Raw genomic sequence first — 14,594 nt, 5'->3', positions numbered from 1 at the left:
TGGGGGTGCTCGTCTTCGCCGGAATGGACAAAACCGAATGGACTGAACCGTATGCCGCCTACGCTGCAGACCGTCGTGCGCCGGATGGGCCTGCGGCCGCTGGCCGGAGGGCTGCCGCCGGACACCGTGGTGCGCTGGGTGGCGGTGAGCGAGCTGGCCGACCCCACGCCCTACCTGGAGGGCGACGAGCTGCTGCTCACCACCGGGCTGCGGATGGAAGGCGACCTGGCCGAATATGTCGGGCGGCTCGTGGCGCGGGGCGTCGCCGGGCTCGGTTTCGGCGTCGGGGTCTCCCACGCCGAGGTGCCCCCGGCCCTCGTCGAGGCCGCGGGGCGGGCGGGGCTGCCGCTGCTGGAGGTGCCGCGCGAGACGCCGTTCATCGCCGTCGGCAAGGCCGTCAGCGAGCTGCTGGCCGCCGAGCAGTACGAGGAGATCACCCGCGCCTTCGCCGCGCAGGGGCGGCTGACCAGGGCGGCGCTGCGGCCCGAGGGCATGCACGCGGTCATCGACCGGCTGGCCAAGGAGGTCGGCGGATGGGCGGCGCTGCTCGACGAGACCGGCGCGGTGCTCCACGCCACTCGCGGGGCCCGTACGGACGGGGTCACGGCCGAGCTCGGCCGGCTCCTCACCGGCCACGGACGACCCGCTCCTGCCGGACCGGGCGAGGAGCGGCCGGGGGAGGGCAGCCGGGGGCGGTGGCCGGCCAGCCTGGCGCTGTCGGGGCCGGGGGAGCACATCGTGGTGCAGCCGCTGGGCGGCGGCGGTGCGCGGCCACGCGGGTTCTTCGCCGTGGGGGCCAGGGAGGCGTTCTCGCCGGTCACCCACACGGTGATCAACGCCGCGGGCTCGCTGCTCACGCTCGCCATGGAGCAGGGGCGCACCCAGGCGGCGGCCGAGCGCCGCGTCCGGTCGGCGGCGCTGGACCTGCTGCTGTCCGGGGCCGGGCAGCAGGCCCGTGACGTGCTGGCCGCACTCGGCGGACGGCTGCCGGAGCCGCCGCTCGTGGTCCTCGCCGCCCGGGCCGACGCCCTGGACGTGCTGGAGACCCGGGTCTTCGCGGCACCTGAGCCGCACGCCGGGCCCGAAGCCGGTGGGGTGGTGTTCGCGCTGGTGCCGGAGGCGCTGGTGGCGGAGGTGGCGGGGGAGGCGGACACGGTCGTCGGGGTCAGCCTGCCCGCGACGTACGACCCGGCGTCCCTGGCCACGGCCATCGACCAGGCCAGACGTGCCCTCGATGCCGCCCCGCCGCAGGAAGCCGCCGGCGGGCGGGTGGTGCGGTTCGCGGAGCTGGCCGGGCAGGGCCTGCTGGGGCTGCTGGACCAGCCCACGGCCCAGGCGTTCGCGGCCGCGCTGCTGGCGCCGCTGACCGCGTACGGCTCCCGCGCCGACCTGGTCGAGTCGCTGCGCGCCTACCTGGAGAGCAACGGCCACTGGGACGCCGCCGCCCAGCGGCTCGGCGTCCACCGGCACACCCTGCGCTACCGCATGCGCCGGGTCGGCGACCTGCTGGGCCGCGACCTCGACGATCCGGGAGTGCGCGCGGAGCTGTGGCTCGCCCTGGAGGCGGCCCGCCGCTATCCGGTCACTTCTTGCGCAGCAGATAGCAGCTGATGACGGCCGTGGTCACGGTCTCGTACGTGCTGCCGTCGCGCAGATGCCCGGCCCGCTCCAGGCTGATCGCCCCCTGGGCGGCGGACCACAGCGCGTCGGCGACCTTGCGCGGCTGGGTCGGCGCGAGGTAGCCGGCCGAGATGCAGTCGGCGATCACCCGGTCGAGGATGTTGAGCGCGGCGCGCGCCAGCGTACGGGCGCGCTCGCTCGGCTCGAACCCGGGGATGGCCCGCTCGAACATCAGGCTGTAGTAGCCCGGCTCGGCCAGGCACGCCTCCCGGTAGGCCGGCCCGAGGGCGTTGAGGTGCTCCAGAGGGTCGCGCCGCTGCGGCACGGACTCAAGAAAGCGGCGGAAGCGCTCGAACCCCTCCAGATAGAGCGCCTCCGCCAGGCCCTCCCGGTTGCCGAACATCGTGTAGATGACCGTCGTCGTGCAGCCCGCCTCGGCGGCGATGCGGCGCATCGTCAGGCTCTCGGACCCGTCCGTCTCGAGCAGGTTGACCGCCACGTCGAGCAGGCGGGAACGCAGTTCGTCATGGCCGGCGCGTTCACCCAGGAGATAGGCGCCCTGCAGCCCCATGGGCGCCGAGGTCATGAGACCACCTCCCCGGCGGCCGAGGACTTCGTCGTCCTGGTGACCTCACGCTGTTCGGTCACGGGGCCCACGCCTTTCTGATCGGGGGCCCGCCGCGCTGGAGACCCGCACTCGATGACTTAGCCAAGGCGGAGTTCCCTCAAACCCCTCCCCACGGTAAACATCCCGAATTAGGTCTACTTCTGTTACATCCTGGGTATACAAGGGGGCTTGTACTTAGCGGTGAGCGCTCGCGAGGCTCTTGTGCAACGTGGTGTAATTCCCCGGTCCCGGGCGTGACATAACGTTCCCGTATGGACGTGCGTAGCTTCTGGCTGAACGGCAGCCCGGCGACCGGGGACTCCGAGCTCATTGTGACCAACCCCCACGACGGCCGGGAGGTCGGCCGGCACTCCGTGCCCACCGACGCCCAGGTGGAGGAGGCCGTCGCGGGCGCCCACGCGGTCGCGAAGGAGGCCGCCGCCCTGCCCGTGCACGTACGGGCCGAGGCCCTGGCCCACGTCTCGCGCCGGCTGGCCGAGCGGGCCGAGGAGATCGCCCAGCTCATCTCCCACGAGAACGGCAAGCCCATCCTCTGGGCGCGCGGCGAGGTCTCGCGGGCCGTCGCCACGTTCCGCTTCGCCGCCGAGGAGACCCGCCGCTGGTCGGGCGAGGTCCAGCGGCTCGACACCGAGCCGGCCGCGAACGGGCGCCTGGCGTACGTGTCGCGGGTGCCGAAGGGCCCCGTGCTGGCGATCACCCCGTTCAACTTCCCGCTGAACCTCGTCGCGCACAAGGTGGCCCCCGCCATCGCCGTCGGCGCGCCGGTCGTCGTCAAGCCCGCGCCCGCCACCCCGCTGTCGGCGCTGGTGCTCGGCGAGATCCTGGCCGAGACCGACCTGCCCGCGGGCATGTTCTCGGTGCTGCCCCTGCCGAACGAGCGCGCCGCCGCCCTCGTCGCCGACCCGCGCCTGCCGATCGTGTCGTTCACCGGCTCCGCGCCCGTCGGCTACGCCATCGCCGACCAGGTGCCGCGCAAGCACGTGACCCTGGAGCTGGGCGGCAACGCCGCGGCCGTCGTCCTCGCCGACGCCGACCTCGACTGGGCCGCGCAGCGCGTCGCCCTCTACTCCAACTACCAGGCCGGGCAGAGCTGCATCGCCGTCCAGCGGGTGATCGTCGAGCAGCTCGTCTACGACGCCTTCGTCGAGCGCCTGCTGCCCGCCGTGGACGCCCTCGTCACCGGCGACCCGGCCGACGAGAAGACCCAGGTGGGGCCGCTGGTGTCGGAGGCCGCCGCCGAGCGCGTCGAGCAGTGGGTCCAGGAGGCCGTGGCCGGCGGGGCCCGCCTGCTGACCGGCGGCACCCGCGACGGCGCCACGATCGCGCCGACCGTGCTCGCCGACGTCCCGCACGACGCCAAGGTCGCCTGCGAGGAGGTCTTCGGGCCGGTCCTGATCCTGCAGCCGGCCGCCTCGATCGACGAGGCGTACGCGATGGTCAACGACTCGAAGTACGGCCTGCAGGCCGGCGTCTTCACCCGCTCACTCGACGCCGCCTTCCGCGCGAACCGTGAGCTGGAGGTGGGCGGCGTCATCATCGGCGACGTGCCCTCCTACCGGGCCGACCAGATGCCGTACGGCGGCGTCAAGGACTCCGGGATCGGCCGCGAGGGGCTGCACGCGGCGATGGAGGACTACACGTACGAGAAGGTCATGGTCCTCACCGGCCTGACCCTCTGATCTCCCCGCCGGTGGCGCGCGCTCTCACCCCTGAAGGCTGAGGGCGCGCGCCACCGTCAGGCTGTCCTCGTAGATGTGGTAGCGCGTGATGAAGCCGCCCTCGACCGTCAGGCGCAACGCGAACGGCGAGGTGTACGCCACCCCGCCGTCGCCCCGCACCGTCTGGACGATGTCGCCGAACACGACGGCGTCGGCCCCGTCCACCAGGATCTGCGCCACGGACGTGCCGTTCAGCTCGGGCACGTGGTGCGCCTCCAGCGTCCGGAAGTGGTCCGCGACGTCCGCCCTGGTGCTGCGCGGCCGGATCCACGGCACCGCCGGGTGCCCCTCGTCCGGCCAGTCGAGCCGCCAGTCGACCGGCTCGGCGAACAACGCGGCGACGCGCTCGTGATCGCCCTCGGCCATCCTGCGCAACAGCTCTTCCACGACGTCACGGGTGTTCTGTTCGCTCATGGCCCGACCCTCCCACCCGGGAGGTCCAGCCGTCGATTACCTCCCAGGTACGTGATCGGCCTCACCCGCCACCGGCACGCGCTCCGGGCGGGCCGGGCGGAGGCCCTGCGCCAGCCCGATCAGCCCGGCGGCCATCAGCGCGCTCACCGCGAGTTTGGGCGCCAGGCCGCTGGAGACGACGTCGAGCACCATGCCGACGGTGAGGACGAGGGGCACCCACAGGGACACCAGGCCGGCCCGCCACGCGCCGAAGGCCAGGATCAGGAGCCCGACCAGCCAGCCCAGGATCCAGACCATGAACGACGCCATCACCAGCGGATCCTGGTCGAGGGCGTCGACCACCGGCCGGACCGCGTCCGTCTTCACGCCCCCTCCGGCGAGGGCCCCGAAGAAGGCGTTGTAGTACCACAGGTGGACCGCCGAGAAGTAGAGACCGGGAACGACGAATGCCGCGCCGACGGTGGCGAGCAGGCGCCTGCGGCGTCCGACCGCCACGATCAGACCCGCCATCGCCGGCAGGAGCAGCAGGTGCGCCAGCATGAAGAGGATCGTCTCCACCCGCCAGGCGCCTAGGGCGGAGGCGGCCACGTCCACGTTCGCCGCGGTCTCGGACACCTCGTCCGGGAACATCGCCCAGTAGAAGGCGTTGGCCGCGCTGTAGAGAACGCCGCCGCCCGCCATCGCGACTGCCGCGAAACGTGGGCCGTACGGTCTGGTGGTCTGCTCATCCATCGACATCTCCCGTCGTGATCCGGCTGACGACGCAGAGGCTAGGAGCGTCGTACCGCTCGGGTCGTCCGCTGGGACGTTGATCGACGGGTTGATCCCTCGGGACGCCGATCAACCCGTGGGTTGATGCCAGGCGGCGGGCGGCTCGCGTACGCTCCCTGCCATGAGACGGCTCCGGGGCATCGGGCGGCGTGCCCTCGGCACTGTCGCAGTGGGGTTCGCGCTGTTCGGGTTCGGCCTGGCCGAGCTCTACGTCCCACTCGCCCCCTACGTCGAGGGCGACGGCCCCGACCCCACCGAGTTGTCCGGCGGCTGGATGGCCGTGCTGACCGTGCTGCTCGCCGGCTACTGCCTCGCCGTCGCGGCCTGCGGCACGTACCCACGGGCCGCGGTGGTCCTGGCCGGGGTCTGCTTCGTCGCGCAGAGCCTCACGCCGCTCCTTCCCGAATCACCGGCCGCGCCGCTCACGGCGTTGGTCATCGTCTGCTTCACGTGCGTCGCCGTGGGCGGCCGCCACGCGCCGATGATCGCCGCCGTCTCCTACTTCGTCTCGGCCGGGATCGAGACCACGATCGCGAACGACCCCGACTGGGCCTTCATCATCTTCGTCGCGCTCGCCGTCATGGGGCCCGCCTACGCCGTCCGCATGCGGCGTGCCGAGGCGGAACGACTGGTCGCGCTCGCCGCCGAACGGGAGGCCGCCGCCCGCACCGACGAGCGGCTCCGAGTGGCCCGCGAGCTGCACGACATCGTCTCGCACGGCGTCGCCGTGATGGTGCTGCAGGCCGGAGCCGCCCAGGCCGTGCTCGACTCCGACGTCCGGCAGGCCCATGAGTCACTGGACGCGGTCCAGGACGTCGGCCGTGACGTCGTCGTCGAGTTGCGCCGCCTGCTCCTCGTCCTCCGGGCCGAGGGGAGCCTGGAGCGGCTGCCCTCGCTCCGGCACCTCGATCCGCTCCTGAGCGGGGTCCGGGCCGCCGGCGTACGCGTCGAGCTCATCGTCGACGGCGACCTCGGCAGGGTTCCCGCGGCCGTCGACGTCAGCGGCTATCGGGTGCTGCAGGAGGCCCTGACCAACGTGGTCAAACACGCCCCGGGGGCCGCGGTCTCGGTCACGATCGACGTGGGACACACCGATCTGAGGATTCACGTCGTGGACGACGGCCCGCGGATCGTCCGCAGGAGCGACGGCAGCGGCTTCGGGTTGACGGGGATCAGCGAACGGGTCGAGCTCTTCGGAGGCACGGCCACCACCCGTCCGGGGAATGGTGGTGGGTTCGAGGTGCGGGTGGAGTTGCCCCTGAGCGGGGGATCCGCGGCGCCGTCGCATGCGGGAGCGTCGGTGTGACGCGCGTCCTCATCGCGGACGACGAGGTGCTCGTACGCACCGGCCTGCGGATGATCCTCGGCACCCAGCCCGGCATCGAGGTGGTCGCGGAAGCCGCGGACGGCGAGGAGGCGCTGAGGCTGACCGCCCGGCACGATCCGGACGTCGTGCTGATGGACATCCACATGCCGAGGCTCGACGGCGTGGCCGCCACGGAGAGGATCCTCGCGGCCCGCCCCGACCGCCGCGTCGTCATGCTGACCACCTTCGACCTCGACGAGTACGTCTACCGGTCGTTGCGCGCGGGCGCCTGCGGATTCCTGCTCAAGACCACTCCGCCGAAGGAGCTGGCGGGCGCGCTGCACGCCGCCGTCGGTGGAGACACGCTGCTCTCACCGGAGATCACCCGCCGTCTGATCGACCACTACACCTCCTTGGCACCCCCGGTCAGCGCTCCCGGGCTGACCGACCTGACCGCCCGGGAGACCGAGGTCCTGCGGTTGCTGGCGCGAGGGCTGTCCAACCGTGAGATCTCCGGTGAGCTGCATCTCGGCGAGGCGACCGTGAAGACGCACATCAACCGCATCTTCGCCAAGCTCGGCGTGCGGGACCGGGTGCAGGCAGTGGTGCTCGCGTACGAGGTGGGGGTGGTGTTCCCCCGGCGCGCGGCGCGCGACTGGTGAAACGACGTCAGCCGCGCTTGCGTGCCGTGAGGAGGAGATACTCCCATTCCATCACCGCTTTGTCCTCACCCCGCAGATGGGCGCGGGCCAGTTCGGTGAGAGCGTGGTCCAGGGCGGCGACCCGTTCGGGGTCCCCGGCTACCCCCCGGTAGGCGGCGATGGTCGGGCCGTAGTTGGCCTTGAAGTAGTCGAGGAACTCTCCGGGGTGAGCGAACCGGTCGATCGTGACCATCTGCCGGCGGGCGACGACCTCGGTGACCGCGTCCCCGAGCAGCGCACGGACGTGACCCTCGCTGCCCCACAGCGGAGGGGGCTGCGCGCCGGGCGGAGGTGGGGCCACATACGGCTTCATCGCCGCGAACATCTGACCGATGAACCCCTCCGGCGTCCAGTTGATCAGACCGATCGTGCCGCCCGGGCGGCAGACCCGGACCAGCTCGTCGGCGCTTGCCTGGTGGTGGGGGGCGAACATCACCCCGACGCAGGACATGACCGTGTCGAACTCGCCGTCGGCGTACGGCAGGGCCTCCGCGTCGGCCTGCTCCCACTCGACCTCCGCGCCGCGCTGCGCCGCCAGGGCCCGTCCGGCCTCCAGCAGTTCGGGGGTCAGGTCGCCGGCCACCACGCTCGCCCCGGCCAGGGCAGCGGGAATGGCGGCGTTCCCGGACCCGGCGGCCACGTCCAACACCCGGTCCCCGGGCCCCACCCCGCAGGCCTCGGTCAGGATCGCGCCCAGGTCGGGGATGACCTCGGCGGCGACCGCGGGATAGTCGCCCTGCGCCCACATGGCGCGATGCTTGGCCTTCAGGGCACGGTCGGCGTCTGGCGGGTCGCTCGGAACGGTCATCGCGCTGCTCCCTCATCGTGATCGGTGGATTGGAATCGACGGTAAGGAAGGGCGGAATCGCTATCTAGTACACGATCTGTACCGGGGCATTCGTGGCGGCTGAATCTAGACTCCGGACATGGGCTCCTCCTACCACCAGTTCTGTCCCGTGGCCAAGGCCGTTGAACTGCTCGACGAACGCTGGACCCTTCTCGTCATCCGGGAGCTGGTGTGCGGGACCGAGCGTTTCAACGAGCTGCGCCGCGGTCTGCCGCGCATGTCCCCCACGCTGCTGTCCCGGCGGCTGCACCAGCTCACCCATGCCGGCATCGTGGAGAGGCACGTCAAGGACAACGATGTGCGATACGTCCTGACCGAGGCCGGCCACGAGCTGCGCCCAGTGGTCGAGGCACTGGCCGCCTGGGGCATCCGCTGGATCGGGGAGCTGGGCGACGAGGACCTGGACCCGAAGCTGCTGCTGTGGGACATGCACCGCAACGTCGACCGGACCGCCGTCCCGGACGGGCGGACGGTCATCGAGTTCCGGTTCCCGGACGTGCCGTCCAACAGCCGCCGCTGGTGGCTCGTGATCACGAGTGACGAGGTCGACGTCTGTGACACGGACCCTGGCCACGCCGTGACCGTGACGGTGACCGCCGGTGTGCGCAGCATGGTCGAGGTCTGGCGCGGCGACCTGAGCTGGCCGGACGCCCTGCGCATCAACGCGGTCGAGGTGCAGGGCCCCGAAGCGCTACGCCGCGCCGTGCCCCGGTGGTTCACACTCCCCGAATGGGCCTCCGTGCCCCGCCCTGCCTCGGAGCCGTCCTCATAGCCGTACGAACCTCGGCTGGGCGGAACTCGGGGGGAAGGCGGCGGGGGGCTTCGGACAACAACAGGTGACCGACGCCCCACGACCGCAAGGCTTTCGCATGCATGAGCCCTACCTGACCGCTCCTCCGGACGACGCCGTGTGGATCGAGCGGTCCTGGGACGAGCCCGAGTGTTTCGGCGCCGTTTTCGACGTCCACTACGCGGAGATCCATCGGTATGTCTCCCGGCGGCTCGGACCGCAGGCCGCCGACGACGTCTCCGCCGAGACGTTCGCCCTGGCCTTCCGCCGGCGCCGCCGCTTCGACCTGAGCCACCGCAGCGCCCGCCCCTGGCTGTACGGCATCGCGACCAATCTCATCAGCCGGCACCGCCGTGACGAGGTGCGCCTCCTGCGAGCCGTGGACCGGCTGCATGCCCTGGCGGAGCCGGCCCGGGGCCACGAGGACGAGGTGACGGCCAAGGTGAGCGCGCAGAACGTCAAGGGTCCGCTGGCCGGCGCCATCGCCGCCCTGCCCGCCGCCCAGCGGGACGTGCTGCTGCTGGTGGCGCTCGCCGGGTTGAGCTACGACGAGGTGGCGCAGGCACTGGACGTGCCGTTCGGCACGGTGTCCTCGCGGCTCAACCGGGCTCGCAGGAAATTACGCAAGGCGCTGGGCGAGACGAACCCCCTGCTCGATGAGGAAGAGGCCTGACGATGAACGACCTGGATCTCGTCCGCGGCGTGTACGACGACCCGCCTCCTCCGTCCGCGGCCACCGCGGCGGACGCCCGCCGTCGCATGCTGACCCAGGACGGCTCCCTGCCGGCGCGCCGCCGCCGTGCGTGGCGCCTGCCGCTCGGCCTGGTGGCCGCCGCCACGGCCACGGCGGTGGCGGCGGGCCTGGCGCTCTCGCCCGGCGACTCCGTACGGCCTCGTCCCGGCGTGACGGTGGGCACTGACGCCTCGTCGCCGCGCGGCATGATGCTGGCCGCCGCCACCCAGGCGGAGCTGCAGCAGGAGGGCCGCTACTGGTACACGCACCAGCGCATCGCCTTCGCGGCGCTCGCGCTCGGCCGCACCGGCGGATACGTCGTGGAGGAACGCACCGAGGTCTTCGCCTGGACGGGACGTGACCGTGGCGACGGCACTTCCTTCTACGGCCGTGACTTCCCTGGCAAGCCCCAGACCAAGGCCGACGCCGACGCCTGGCGCGCGGCGGGCTCGCCGCCGAGCTGGCAGATCCGCTCGTCGGGCCTCACCAGGACGCTCGCGTCCAAGCCCGGCCCCTGGCAGGAGGATCCCCCGGGCGACCGGGGCGGCGGCGTGTTCGACATCGGCGGGCTCGGCCGGTTCACCTACCAGGAACTCCAGGACCTGCCCACCGACCCGGAGGATCTGCGCAAGCTCCTGTGCGAGGGCTCGATCAAGCTCGTCGACGGCCGCACCGGCGCGCCGAAGCACTGCGAGGAGCCCGGGAGGGTGCTCGACCAGGTCTTCTCCCTGCTCGCGGACACGCCCGTCCCGTCCAAGGTGCGGGCCGGTCTCATGCGCCTGATCACCGACTATCCCGGTGTGCAGCGGCTGGGGGCCGTCAAGGACCCGCTCGGACGTGCCGCGGTCGCCCTCGCGGCCCCGTTCGACAGCGCCGACGGCCGCGGGACCATCCAGCGGCAGGTGCTCTTCGACCAGCGCACCGGCAAGCTGCTGGGCGGCCGCGACATCCAGCTCGAACCGGGCCCGGACAGCGAGACGTGGCAGGCCCCCGGCAGGATGCTGGACTACTGGGCGGTCGTGGACTCGGGCTGGACCGACGCCCAGCCCGTCCTGCCCGGATAGCCGGGCAGGGAGCAGGGTCGGTGACGACCTCCTGCGGCCGGACGGGCACCGGGCCCGTCCGGCGGGCGGGTGATCAGCCGACCGTGACGACCGGGCCCGAGGTGGCGGGGGAGTCGTCGTCGAGGTCGATCTCGACGCCCATCTCCTCGGCCAGGCGCAGCGCCTCCTCGATCAGCGTCTCCACGATCTGCGACTCGGGGACGGTCTTGATGACCTCGCCCTTGACGAAGATCTGGCCCTTGCCGTTGCCCGAGGCGACCCCGAGGTCGGCCTCGCGGGCCTCGCCGGGGCCGTTGACGACGCAGCCCATCACGGCCACCCGCAGCGGCACCTTCAGGCCCTCAAGGCCGGCCTGCACCTGGTCGGCCAGGGTGTAGACGTCGACCTGGGCGCGTCCGCAGGACGGGCAGGAGACGATCTCCAGGCCGCGCTCGCGCAGGCCCAGCGACTCCAGGATCTGGTTGCCGACCTTGACCTCCTCGACCGGAGGGGCGGACAGCGAGACGCGGATGGTGTCGCCGATGCCCTCGGCGAGCAGGGCGCCGAAGGCGACCGCGGACTTGATCGTGCCCTGGAAGGCCGGGCCCGCCTCGGTCACGCCCAGGTGCAGCGGGTAGTCGCACTTGGCGGCGAGCAGGCGGTAGGCGTTGATCATGACGACCGGGTCGTTGTGCTTGACCGAGATCTTGATGTCGCGGAAGCCGTGCTCCTCGAACAGCGAGCACTCCCACAGGGCGGACTCGACCAGCGCCTCGGGGGTGGCCTTGCCGTACTTCTGCAGCAGGCGGGGGTCGAGGGAGCCGGCGTTGACGCCGATGCGGATGGGCACGCCGTGGTCGGCGGCGGCCCTGGCGATCTCGCTCACCTTGTCGTCGAACTTCTTGATGTTGCCCGGGTTGACCCGGACGGCCGCGCAGCCCGCCTCGATGGCGGCGAAGACGTACTTCGGCTGGAAGTGGATGTCGGCGATCACCGGGATCTGCGACTTCTTCGCGATGATGGGCAGCGCCTCGGCGTCGTCCTGGGACGGCACGGCCACGCGTACGATCTGGCAGCCGGACGCGGTCAGCTCGGCGATCTGCTGCAGGGTGGAGTTGACGTCGGCGGTCACCGTGGTCGTCATCGACTGCACCGAGACCGGCGCGTCGCCGCCCACGGGCACGTTGCCCACCATGATCTGGCGGGAGTGGCGGCGTTCGGCGAGCGGCTTGGGACGGACCGTCGGGATGCCGAGAGCTACGGAAGACATATCAACCCTTACTGTGGCGACGAATTCAAGTTTATGTAGCTAGCGGGACTGCCCCGCCGTGAGTTCGGCCGCACGGGCGCGGGCCCAGGCGTCGGCCGCGAGCACCTCGTCGACGGACTCGGCCGCGGTGACCTGGTGCTCCTCCACCACCTTGGCGACCGTGTCGACGATCGCCAGGAACGGCAGACTGCCCCCCAGGAACGCCTCCACGCACACCTCGTTGGCGGCGTTGTAGACGGCGGGCGCGGTGCCGCCCTCGGTGCCGACGTGCCTGGCCAGGGCGACCGACGGGAACGCCACGTCGTCGAGGGGCTCGAAGGTCCAGGTGTGGGCCTTGGTCCAGTCGACGCCGCGGGCCGCGCCAGGGACGCGGTGCGGATGGCCGAGGGCGAGCGCGATCGGCAGGCGCATGTCGGGGGGACTGGCCTGGGCCATGGTGGAGCCGTCGACGTACTCGACCATGGAGTGGATGATCGACTGGGGGTGGACCACCACGTCGATGCGGTCGAAACCCAGGTCGAACAGCAGGTGCGCCTCGATGACCTCCAGCCCCTTGTTGACCAGGGTGGCGGAGTTGACGGTGATGACCGGGCCCATCGACCAGGTGGGGTGGGCCAGCGCCATCTCGGGCGTGACGCCGGTCAGCTCCTCGCGCCGCCGCCCCCGGAACGGCCCGCCGCTGGCGGTGACCACGAGGCGGCGGACGCTCGACGGGTCGTACACGCCGGGCCCCGCCGCCCACAGGCACTGCTGGAGCGCCGAGTGCTCGGAGTCGACGGGCAGGATCTGGCCGGGCGCGGCCAGCCGCTTGACCAGCGGGCCGCCGATGATCAGGGACTCCTTGTTGGCGAGGGCGAGGGTGCGGCCCGCCTCCAGCGCGACCAGCGTGGAGGTGAGGCCGAGCGCGCCGGTGATGCCGTTGAGCACAGTGTCGCAGCGCCAGGCAGCCGCCTCGGCGACCCCTTCAGGACCGGCGAGGACCTTGGGCCGGACGCCGTGCCCGGCCAGCGCCTCCTTCAGCGCGGGGACCGCCGCGGGGTCGGCCACCGCCACCGCCTCGACGCCGAACTCGGCCGCCTGCCGGGCGAGCAGCTCGACCTTGGCGCCGCCGGCGGCCAGCGCCACGACCTCGAAGCGGCCGGGGTCGGCGGCGACGACGTCGAGGGCCTGCGTGCCGATGGAGCCGGTGGAGCCGAGCAGGACGACGGACCTTGCGGGGGGACGGTGGGTCTCTGCGTGCACCTGTCCATTGTCCCCGGTACGGGACGCGCCCGGGCACGGGGTGCGGTACGTCCCGAAATTCGTTTACGCATGTGACGGCAGAGAATGGGTCGTATTTGTGTCGGGATATGGCTATATCGGTATGCGCATATCTTGAGAAATTCGCATATTGCGGCGGCTACCTTCCAACCTCACGTCCGGTTTCGGGAGGTACGTAATGCACCACCGCAGACTCGCTCTGCTCTCCACTCTTGCCCTCGCCGTGGGGAGCGCCGCCGCGCTGCTGCCCGCGACCGCGACCGCGGCGCAGGCCCAGCCCCCGGCCGGCGCCTCGGCCCGGCCCTCGGCCTCGCCTTCGGTCGGTGGCCCGGTCGGTGGCCCGGTCGGTGGCCCGGTCGGTGGCCCGGTCGGGGGCTTGGTCCGGGGTTCGGTCCGGGGCCAGGCCGGAGTCCCGGTCCGGGAGCAGGCTCCGGCCCGGGAGCAGGCTCTGGTCCGAGGTCAGGCCACGGCTCCGGCCCGGCGTCAGGCTCAGGCCCCGGCCCGGGGCTCGGCGTCGGGCCGGCCCAGGCCCGCCCAGCACGCGGCCGCGGACTCGGCCGGCGAGCGCCGGCAGGTCGTGCGCTACTGGACGGAGGCGAGGATGGAGGCGGCCGAGCCCCTGAACCCGCCCAACCCGGCCAAGGGCGCCAAGCTGTCACCCGCCGACGTGAGAGCCCCGTCCGCAGCAGCAGCCCCGTCCACGGCGGCCCCGACCGCTCCGGCCCCGTCTGCCGTGGCCCCGACGGCTTTACCCGCCTCCTCGGCGGCCCCCGCGCTTCAGGCGGCCCGCAGTGGTGGTGCCGCCTGGACCGGCGGCGGGGCGGTGGTGCGGACCACCGGCCGGATCTTCTTCACCACCCAGGGCCGCAACGCCTCCTGCTCGGGCTCGGCGGTGACCAGCGCGAACAAGAGCGTGGTGATCACCGCTGGCCACTGCGTCAAGCTGAACGGCGCCTTCCACACCAACTGGGTCTTCGTCCCCGGCTACGACAGGGGCGCCCGCCCGTACGGCACCTGGGCCGCCACCCAGCTGCTGACCACCCCGCAGTGGGACGCGAGCGAGGACGTCGACCACGACATGGCCGCCGCCGTGGTCGCCCCGCTGGACGGCAGAAGCCTGGTGGACGTGGTGGGCGGCCAGGGCGTGGCCTTCAACCAGCCGCGCCGCCGGCAGATGTACGCCTTCGGCTACCCGGCGGCGGCGCCGTACGACGGCTCGAAGCTCGTCTACTGCAGCGGCCGTGCCTTCGACGACTACCTGCTCTCCGATGACCTCGGCCTGACCTGCGACCAGACCGGCGGCGCCAGCGGCGGCCCCTGGATGCTCGCGTTCGACGAGTCGACCGGGCTCGGCACGCTCAATTCGGTGAACAGCTTCAAATACGGCTTCGCCCCCAACTGGATGTTCGGCCCCTATTTCGGGAACGAGGCCCAAGCCGTCTACCAATCAGCGCAAACCACCGGCGTACTCTGAGTAATTCACCGAAAGTAGT

The 14,594-nt window shown here is 72.2% G+C and carries 14 protein-coding genes; 8 read left to right on the top strand and 6 right to left on the bottom strand.

The genetic code is table 11. The features are described 5' to 3' along the window. The first annotated feature begins 51 nt into the window (after positions 1–51). The gene (locus BMW85_RS40925) at positions 52–1,611 is read left to right on the top strand and encodes a PucR family transcriptional regulator (protein WP_091092552.1); all 1,560 of its coding nucleotides are present in this window, start codon (positions 52–54) and stop codon (positions 1,609–1,611) included. Here BMW85_RS40925 and BMW85_RS40920 read toward each other — a convergent pair. Beyond that, on the bottom strand, positions 1,583–2,206 hold the full coding sequence (locus BMW85_RS40920; protein WP_091092550.1) for a TetR/AcrR family transcriptional regulator: 624 nt from the start codon (positions 2,204–2,206) through the stop codon (positions 1,583–1,585). The two genes, BMW85_RS40925 and BMW85_RS40920, sit on opposite strands and share 29 nt — an antisense overlap. A gap of 293 nt (positions 2,207–2,499) precedes the next feature. On the opposite strand from BMW85_RS40920, the gene BMW85_RS40915 reads away from it, so the two are divergent. Then, a complete protein-coding gene (locus BMW85_RS40915; RefSeq protein ID WP_091092548.1) occupies positions 2,500–3,927 on the top strand; it encodes an aldehyde dehydrogenase family protein in 1,428 nt (475 codons plus the stop codon). 24 nt (positions 3,928–3,951) lie between these two features. On the opposite strand, the gene BMW85_RS40910 is transcribed toward BMW85_RS40915, so the two are convergent. Both BMW85_RS40910 and BMW85_RS40905 read right to left on the bottom strand, forming a co-directional pair. Beyond that, complete coding sequence (locus BMW85_RS40910; RefSeq protein ID WP_091092546.1) at positions 3,952–4,380, bottom strand: nuclear transport factor 2 family protein; 429 nt, start codon at positions 4,378–4,380, stop codon at positions 3,952–3,954. A 36-nt stretch (positions 4,381–4,416) separates the two neighbouring features. After that, positions 4,417–5,112 (bottom strand): Clp protease/crotonase-like domain-containing protein, encoded by a 696-nt coding sequence (locus tag BMW85_RS40905; RefSeq protein ID WP_091092545.1) that lies wholly within the window; start codon positions 5,110–5,112, stop codon positions 4,417–4,419. 160 nt (positions 5,113–5,272) lie between these two features. Between BMW85_RS40905 and BMW85_RS40900 the strand changes: the two genes are divergently transcribed. After that, positions 5,273–6,457, top strand: a complete 1,185-nt coding sequence (locus BMW85_RS40900) for a sensor histidine kinase (RefSeq protein ID WP_091092543.1) — start codon at positions 5,273–5,275, stop codon at positions 6,455–6,457. Next, a complete protein-coding gene (locus tag BMW85_RS40895) occupies positions 6,454–7,119 on the top strand; it encodes a response regulator (protein WP_091092542.1) in 666 nt (221 codons plus the stop codon). Before BMW85_RS40900 ends, BMW85_RS40895 begins: the two co-directional genes overlap by 4 nt. Before the next feature lie 7 nt (positions 7,120–7,126). On the opposite strand, the gene BMW85_RS40890 is transcribed toward BMW85_RS40895, so the two are convergent. Next, positions 7,127–7,966 carry a class I SAM-dependent methyltransferase gene (locus BMW85_RS40890; protein ID WP_091092540.1) on the bottom strand — a complete coding sequence of 280 codons (840 nt, stop codon included), beginning with the start codon at positions 7,964–7,966 and terminating at the stop codon, positions 7,127–7,129. A 118-nt stretch (positions 7,967–8,084) separates the two neighbouring features. On the opposite strand from BMW85_RS40890, the gene BMW85_RS40885 reads away from it, so the two are divergent. From BMW85_RS40885 to BMW85_RS40875, 3 genes are all read left to right on the top strand, one after another. Continuing rightward, on the top strand, positions 8,085–8,777 hold the full coding sequence (locus BMW85_RS40885; RefSeq protein ID WP_091092538.1) for a winged helix-turn-helix transcriptional regulator: 693 nt from the start codon (positions 8,085–8,087) through the stop codon (positions 8,775–8,777). Between the two features lie 97 nt (positions 8,778–8,874). After that, positions 8,875–9,468 carry an RNA polymerase sigma factor gene (locus tag BMW85_RS40880; RefSeq protein WP_091092537.1) on the top strand — a complete coding sequence of 198 codons (594 nt, stop codon included), beginning with the start codon at positions 8,875–8,877 and terminating at the stop codon, positions 9,466–9,468. Positions 9,469–9,470: 2 nt separating this feature from the next. Beyond that, positions 9,471–10,592 carry a CU044_5270 family protein gene (locus tag BMW85_RS40875; RefSeq protein ID WP_091092535.1) on the top strand — a complete coding sequence of 374 codons (1,122 nt, stop codon included), beginning with the start codon at positions 9,471–9,473 and terminating at the stop codon, positions 10,590–10,592. Positions 10,593–10,665: 73 nt separating this feature from the next. Here the strand turns inward: BMW85_RS40875 and ispG are convergent, their stop codons facing one another. Both ispG and dxr read right to left on the bottom strand, forming a co-directional pair. Further along, complete coding sequence (gene ispG / locus BMW85_RS40870; protein WP_091092534.1) at positions 10,666–11,841, bottom strand: flavodoxin-dependent (E)-4-hydroxy-3-methylbut-2-enyl-diphosphate synthase; 1,176 nt, start codon at positions 11,839–11,841, stop codon at positions 10,666–10,668. Positions 11,842–11,880: 39 nt separating this feature from the next. Next, a complete protein-coding gene (gene dxr / locus BMW85_RS40865) occupies positions 11,881–13,083 on the bottom strand; it encodes a 1-deoxy-D-xylulose-5-phosphate reductoisomerase (RefSeq protein ID WP_091092532.1) in 1,203 nt (400 codons plus the stop codon). Between the two features lie 196 nt (positions 13,084–13,279). Here dxr and BMW85_RS40860 point away from each other — a divergent pair, with 196 nt between their 5' ends. Further along, on the top strand, positions 13,280–14,575 hold the full coding sequence (locus BMW85_RS40860) for a trypsin-like serine peptidase (RefSeq protein ID WP_177241138.1): 1,296 nt from the start codon (positions 13,280–13,282) through the stop codon (positions 14,573–14,575). The last annotated feature ends 19 nt before the right edge of the window (positions 14,576–14,594 follow it).

This window comes from Nonomuraea wenchangensis (genome assembly GCF_900111685.1).
GTDB lineage: Bacteria > Actinomycetota > Actinomycetes > Streptosporangiales > Streptosporangiaceae > Nonomuraea > Nonomuraea wenchangensis.
The sequence above is the reverse complement of the archived record's forward strand: the minus strand, read 5'-3'. Positions and strand labels throughout refer to the sequence as shown.

Bases quoted from the DNA above. Each gene is read 5' to 3' on its own strand.
- BMW85_RS40925 (WP_091092552.1), top strand. From the start codon at position 52: ATGCCGCCTACGCTGCAGACCGTCGTGCGCCGGATGGGCCTGCGGCCG.
- BMW85_RS40920 (WP_091092550.1), bottom strand. From the start codon at position 2,206: ATGACCTCGGCGCCCATGGGGCTGCAGGGCGCCTATCTCCTGGGTGAA.
- BMW85_RS40915 (WP_091092548.1), top strand. From the start codon at position 2,500: ATGGACGTGCGTAGCTTCTGGCTGAACGGCAGCCCGGCGACCGGGGAC.
- BMW85_RS40910 (WP_091092546.1), bottom strand. From the start codon at position 4,380: ATGAGCGAACAGAACACCCGTGACGTCGTGGAAGAGCTGTTGCGCAGG.
- BMW85_RS40905 (WP_091092545.1), bottom strand. From the start codon at position 5,112: ATGGATGAGCAGACCACCAGACCGTACGGCCCACGTTTCGCGGCAGTC.
- BMW85_RS40900 (WP_091092543.1), top strand. From the start codon at position 5,273: ATGAGACGGCTCCGGGGCATCGGGCGGCGTGCCCTCGGCACTGTCGCA.
- BMW85_RS40890 (WP_091092540.1), bottom strand. From the start codon at position 7,966: ATGACCGTTCCGAGCGACCCGCCAGACGCCGACCGTGCCCTGAAGGCC.
- BMW85_RS40885 (WP_091092538.1), top strand. From the start codon at position 8,085: ATGGGCTCCTCCTACCACCAGTTCTGTCCCGTGGCCAAGGCCGTTGAA.
- BMW85_RS40880 (WP_091092537.1), top strand. From the start codon at position 8,875: ATGCATGAGCCCTACCTGACCGCTCCTCCGGACGACGCCGTGTGGATC.
- BMW85_RS40875 (WP_091092535.1), top strand. From the start codon at position 9,471: ATGAACGACCTGGATCTCGTCCGCGGCGTGTACGACGACCCGCCTCCT.
- ispG (WP_091092534.1), bottom strand. From the start codon at position 11,841: ATGTCTTCCGTAGCTCTCGGCATCCCGACGGTCCGTCCCAAGCCGCTC.
- BMW85_RS40860 (WP_177241138.1), top strand. From the start codon at position 13,280: ATGCACCACCGCAGACTCGCTCTGCTCTCCACTCTTGCCCTCGCCGTG.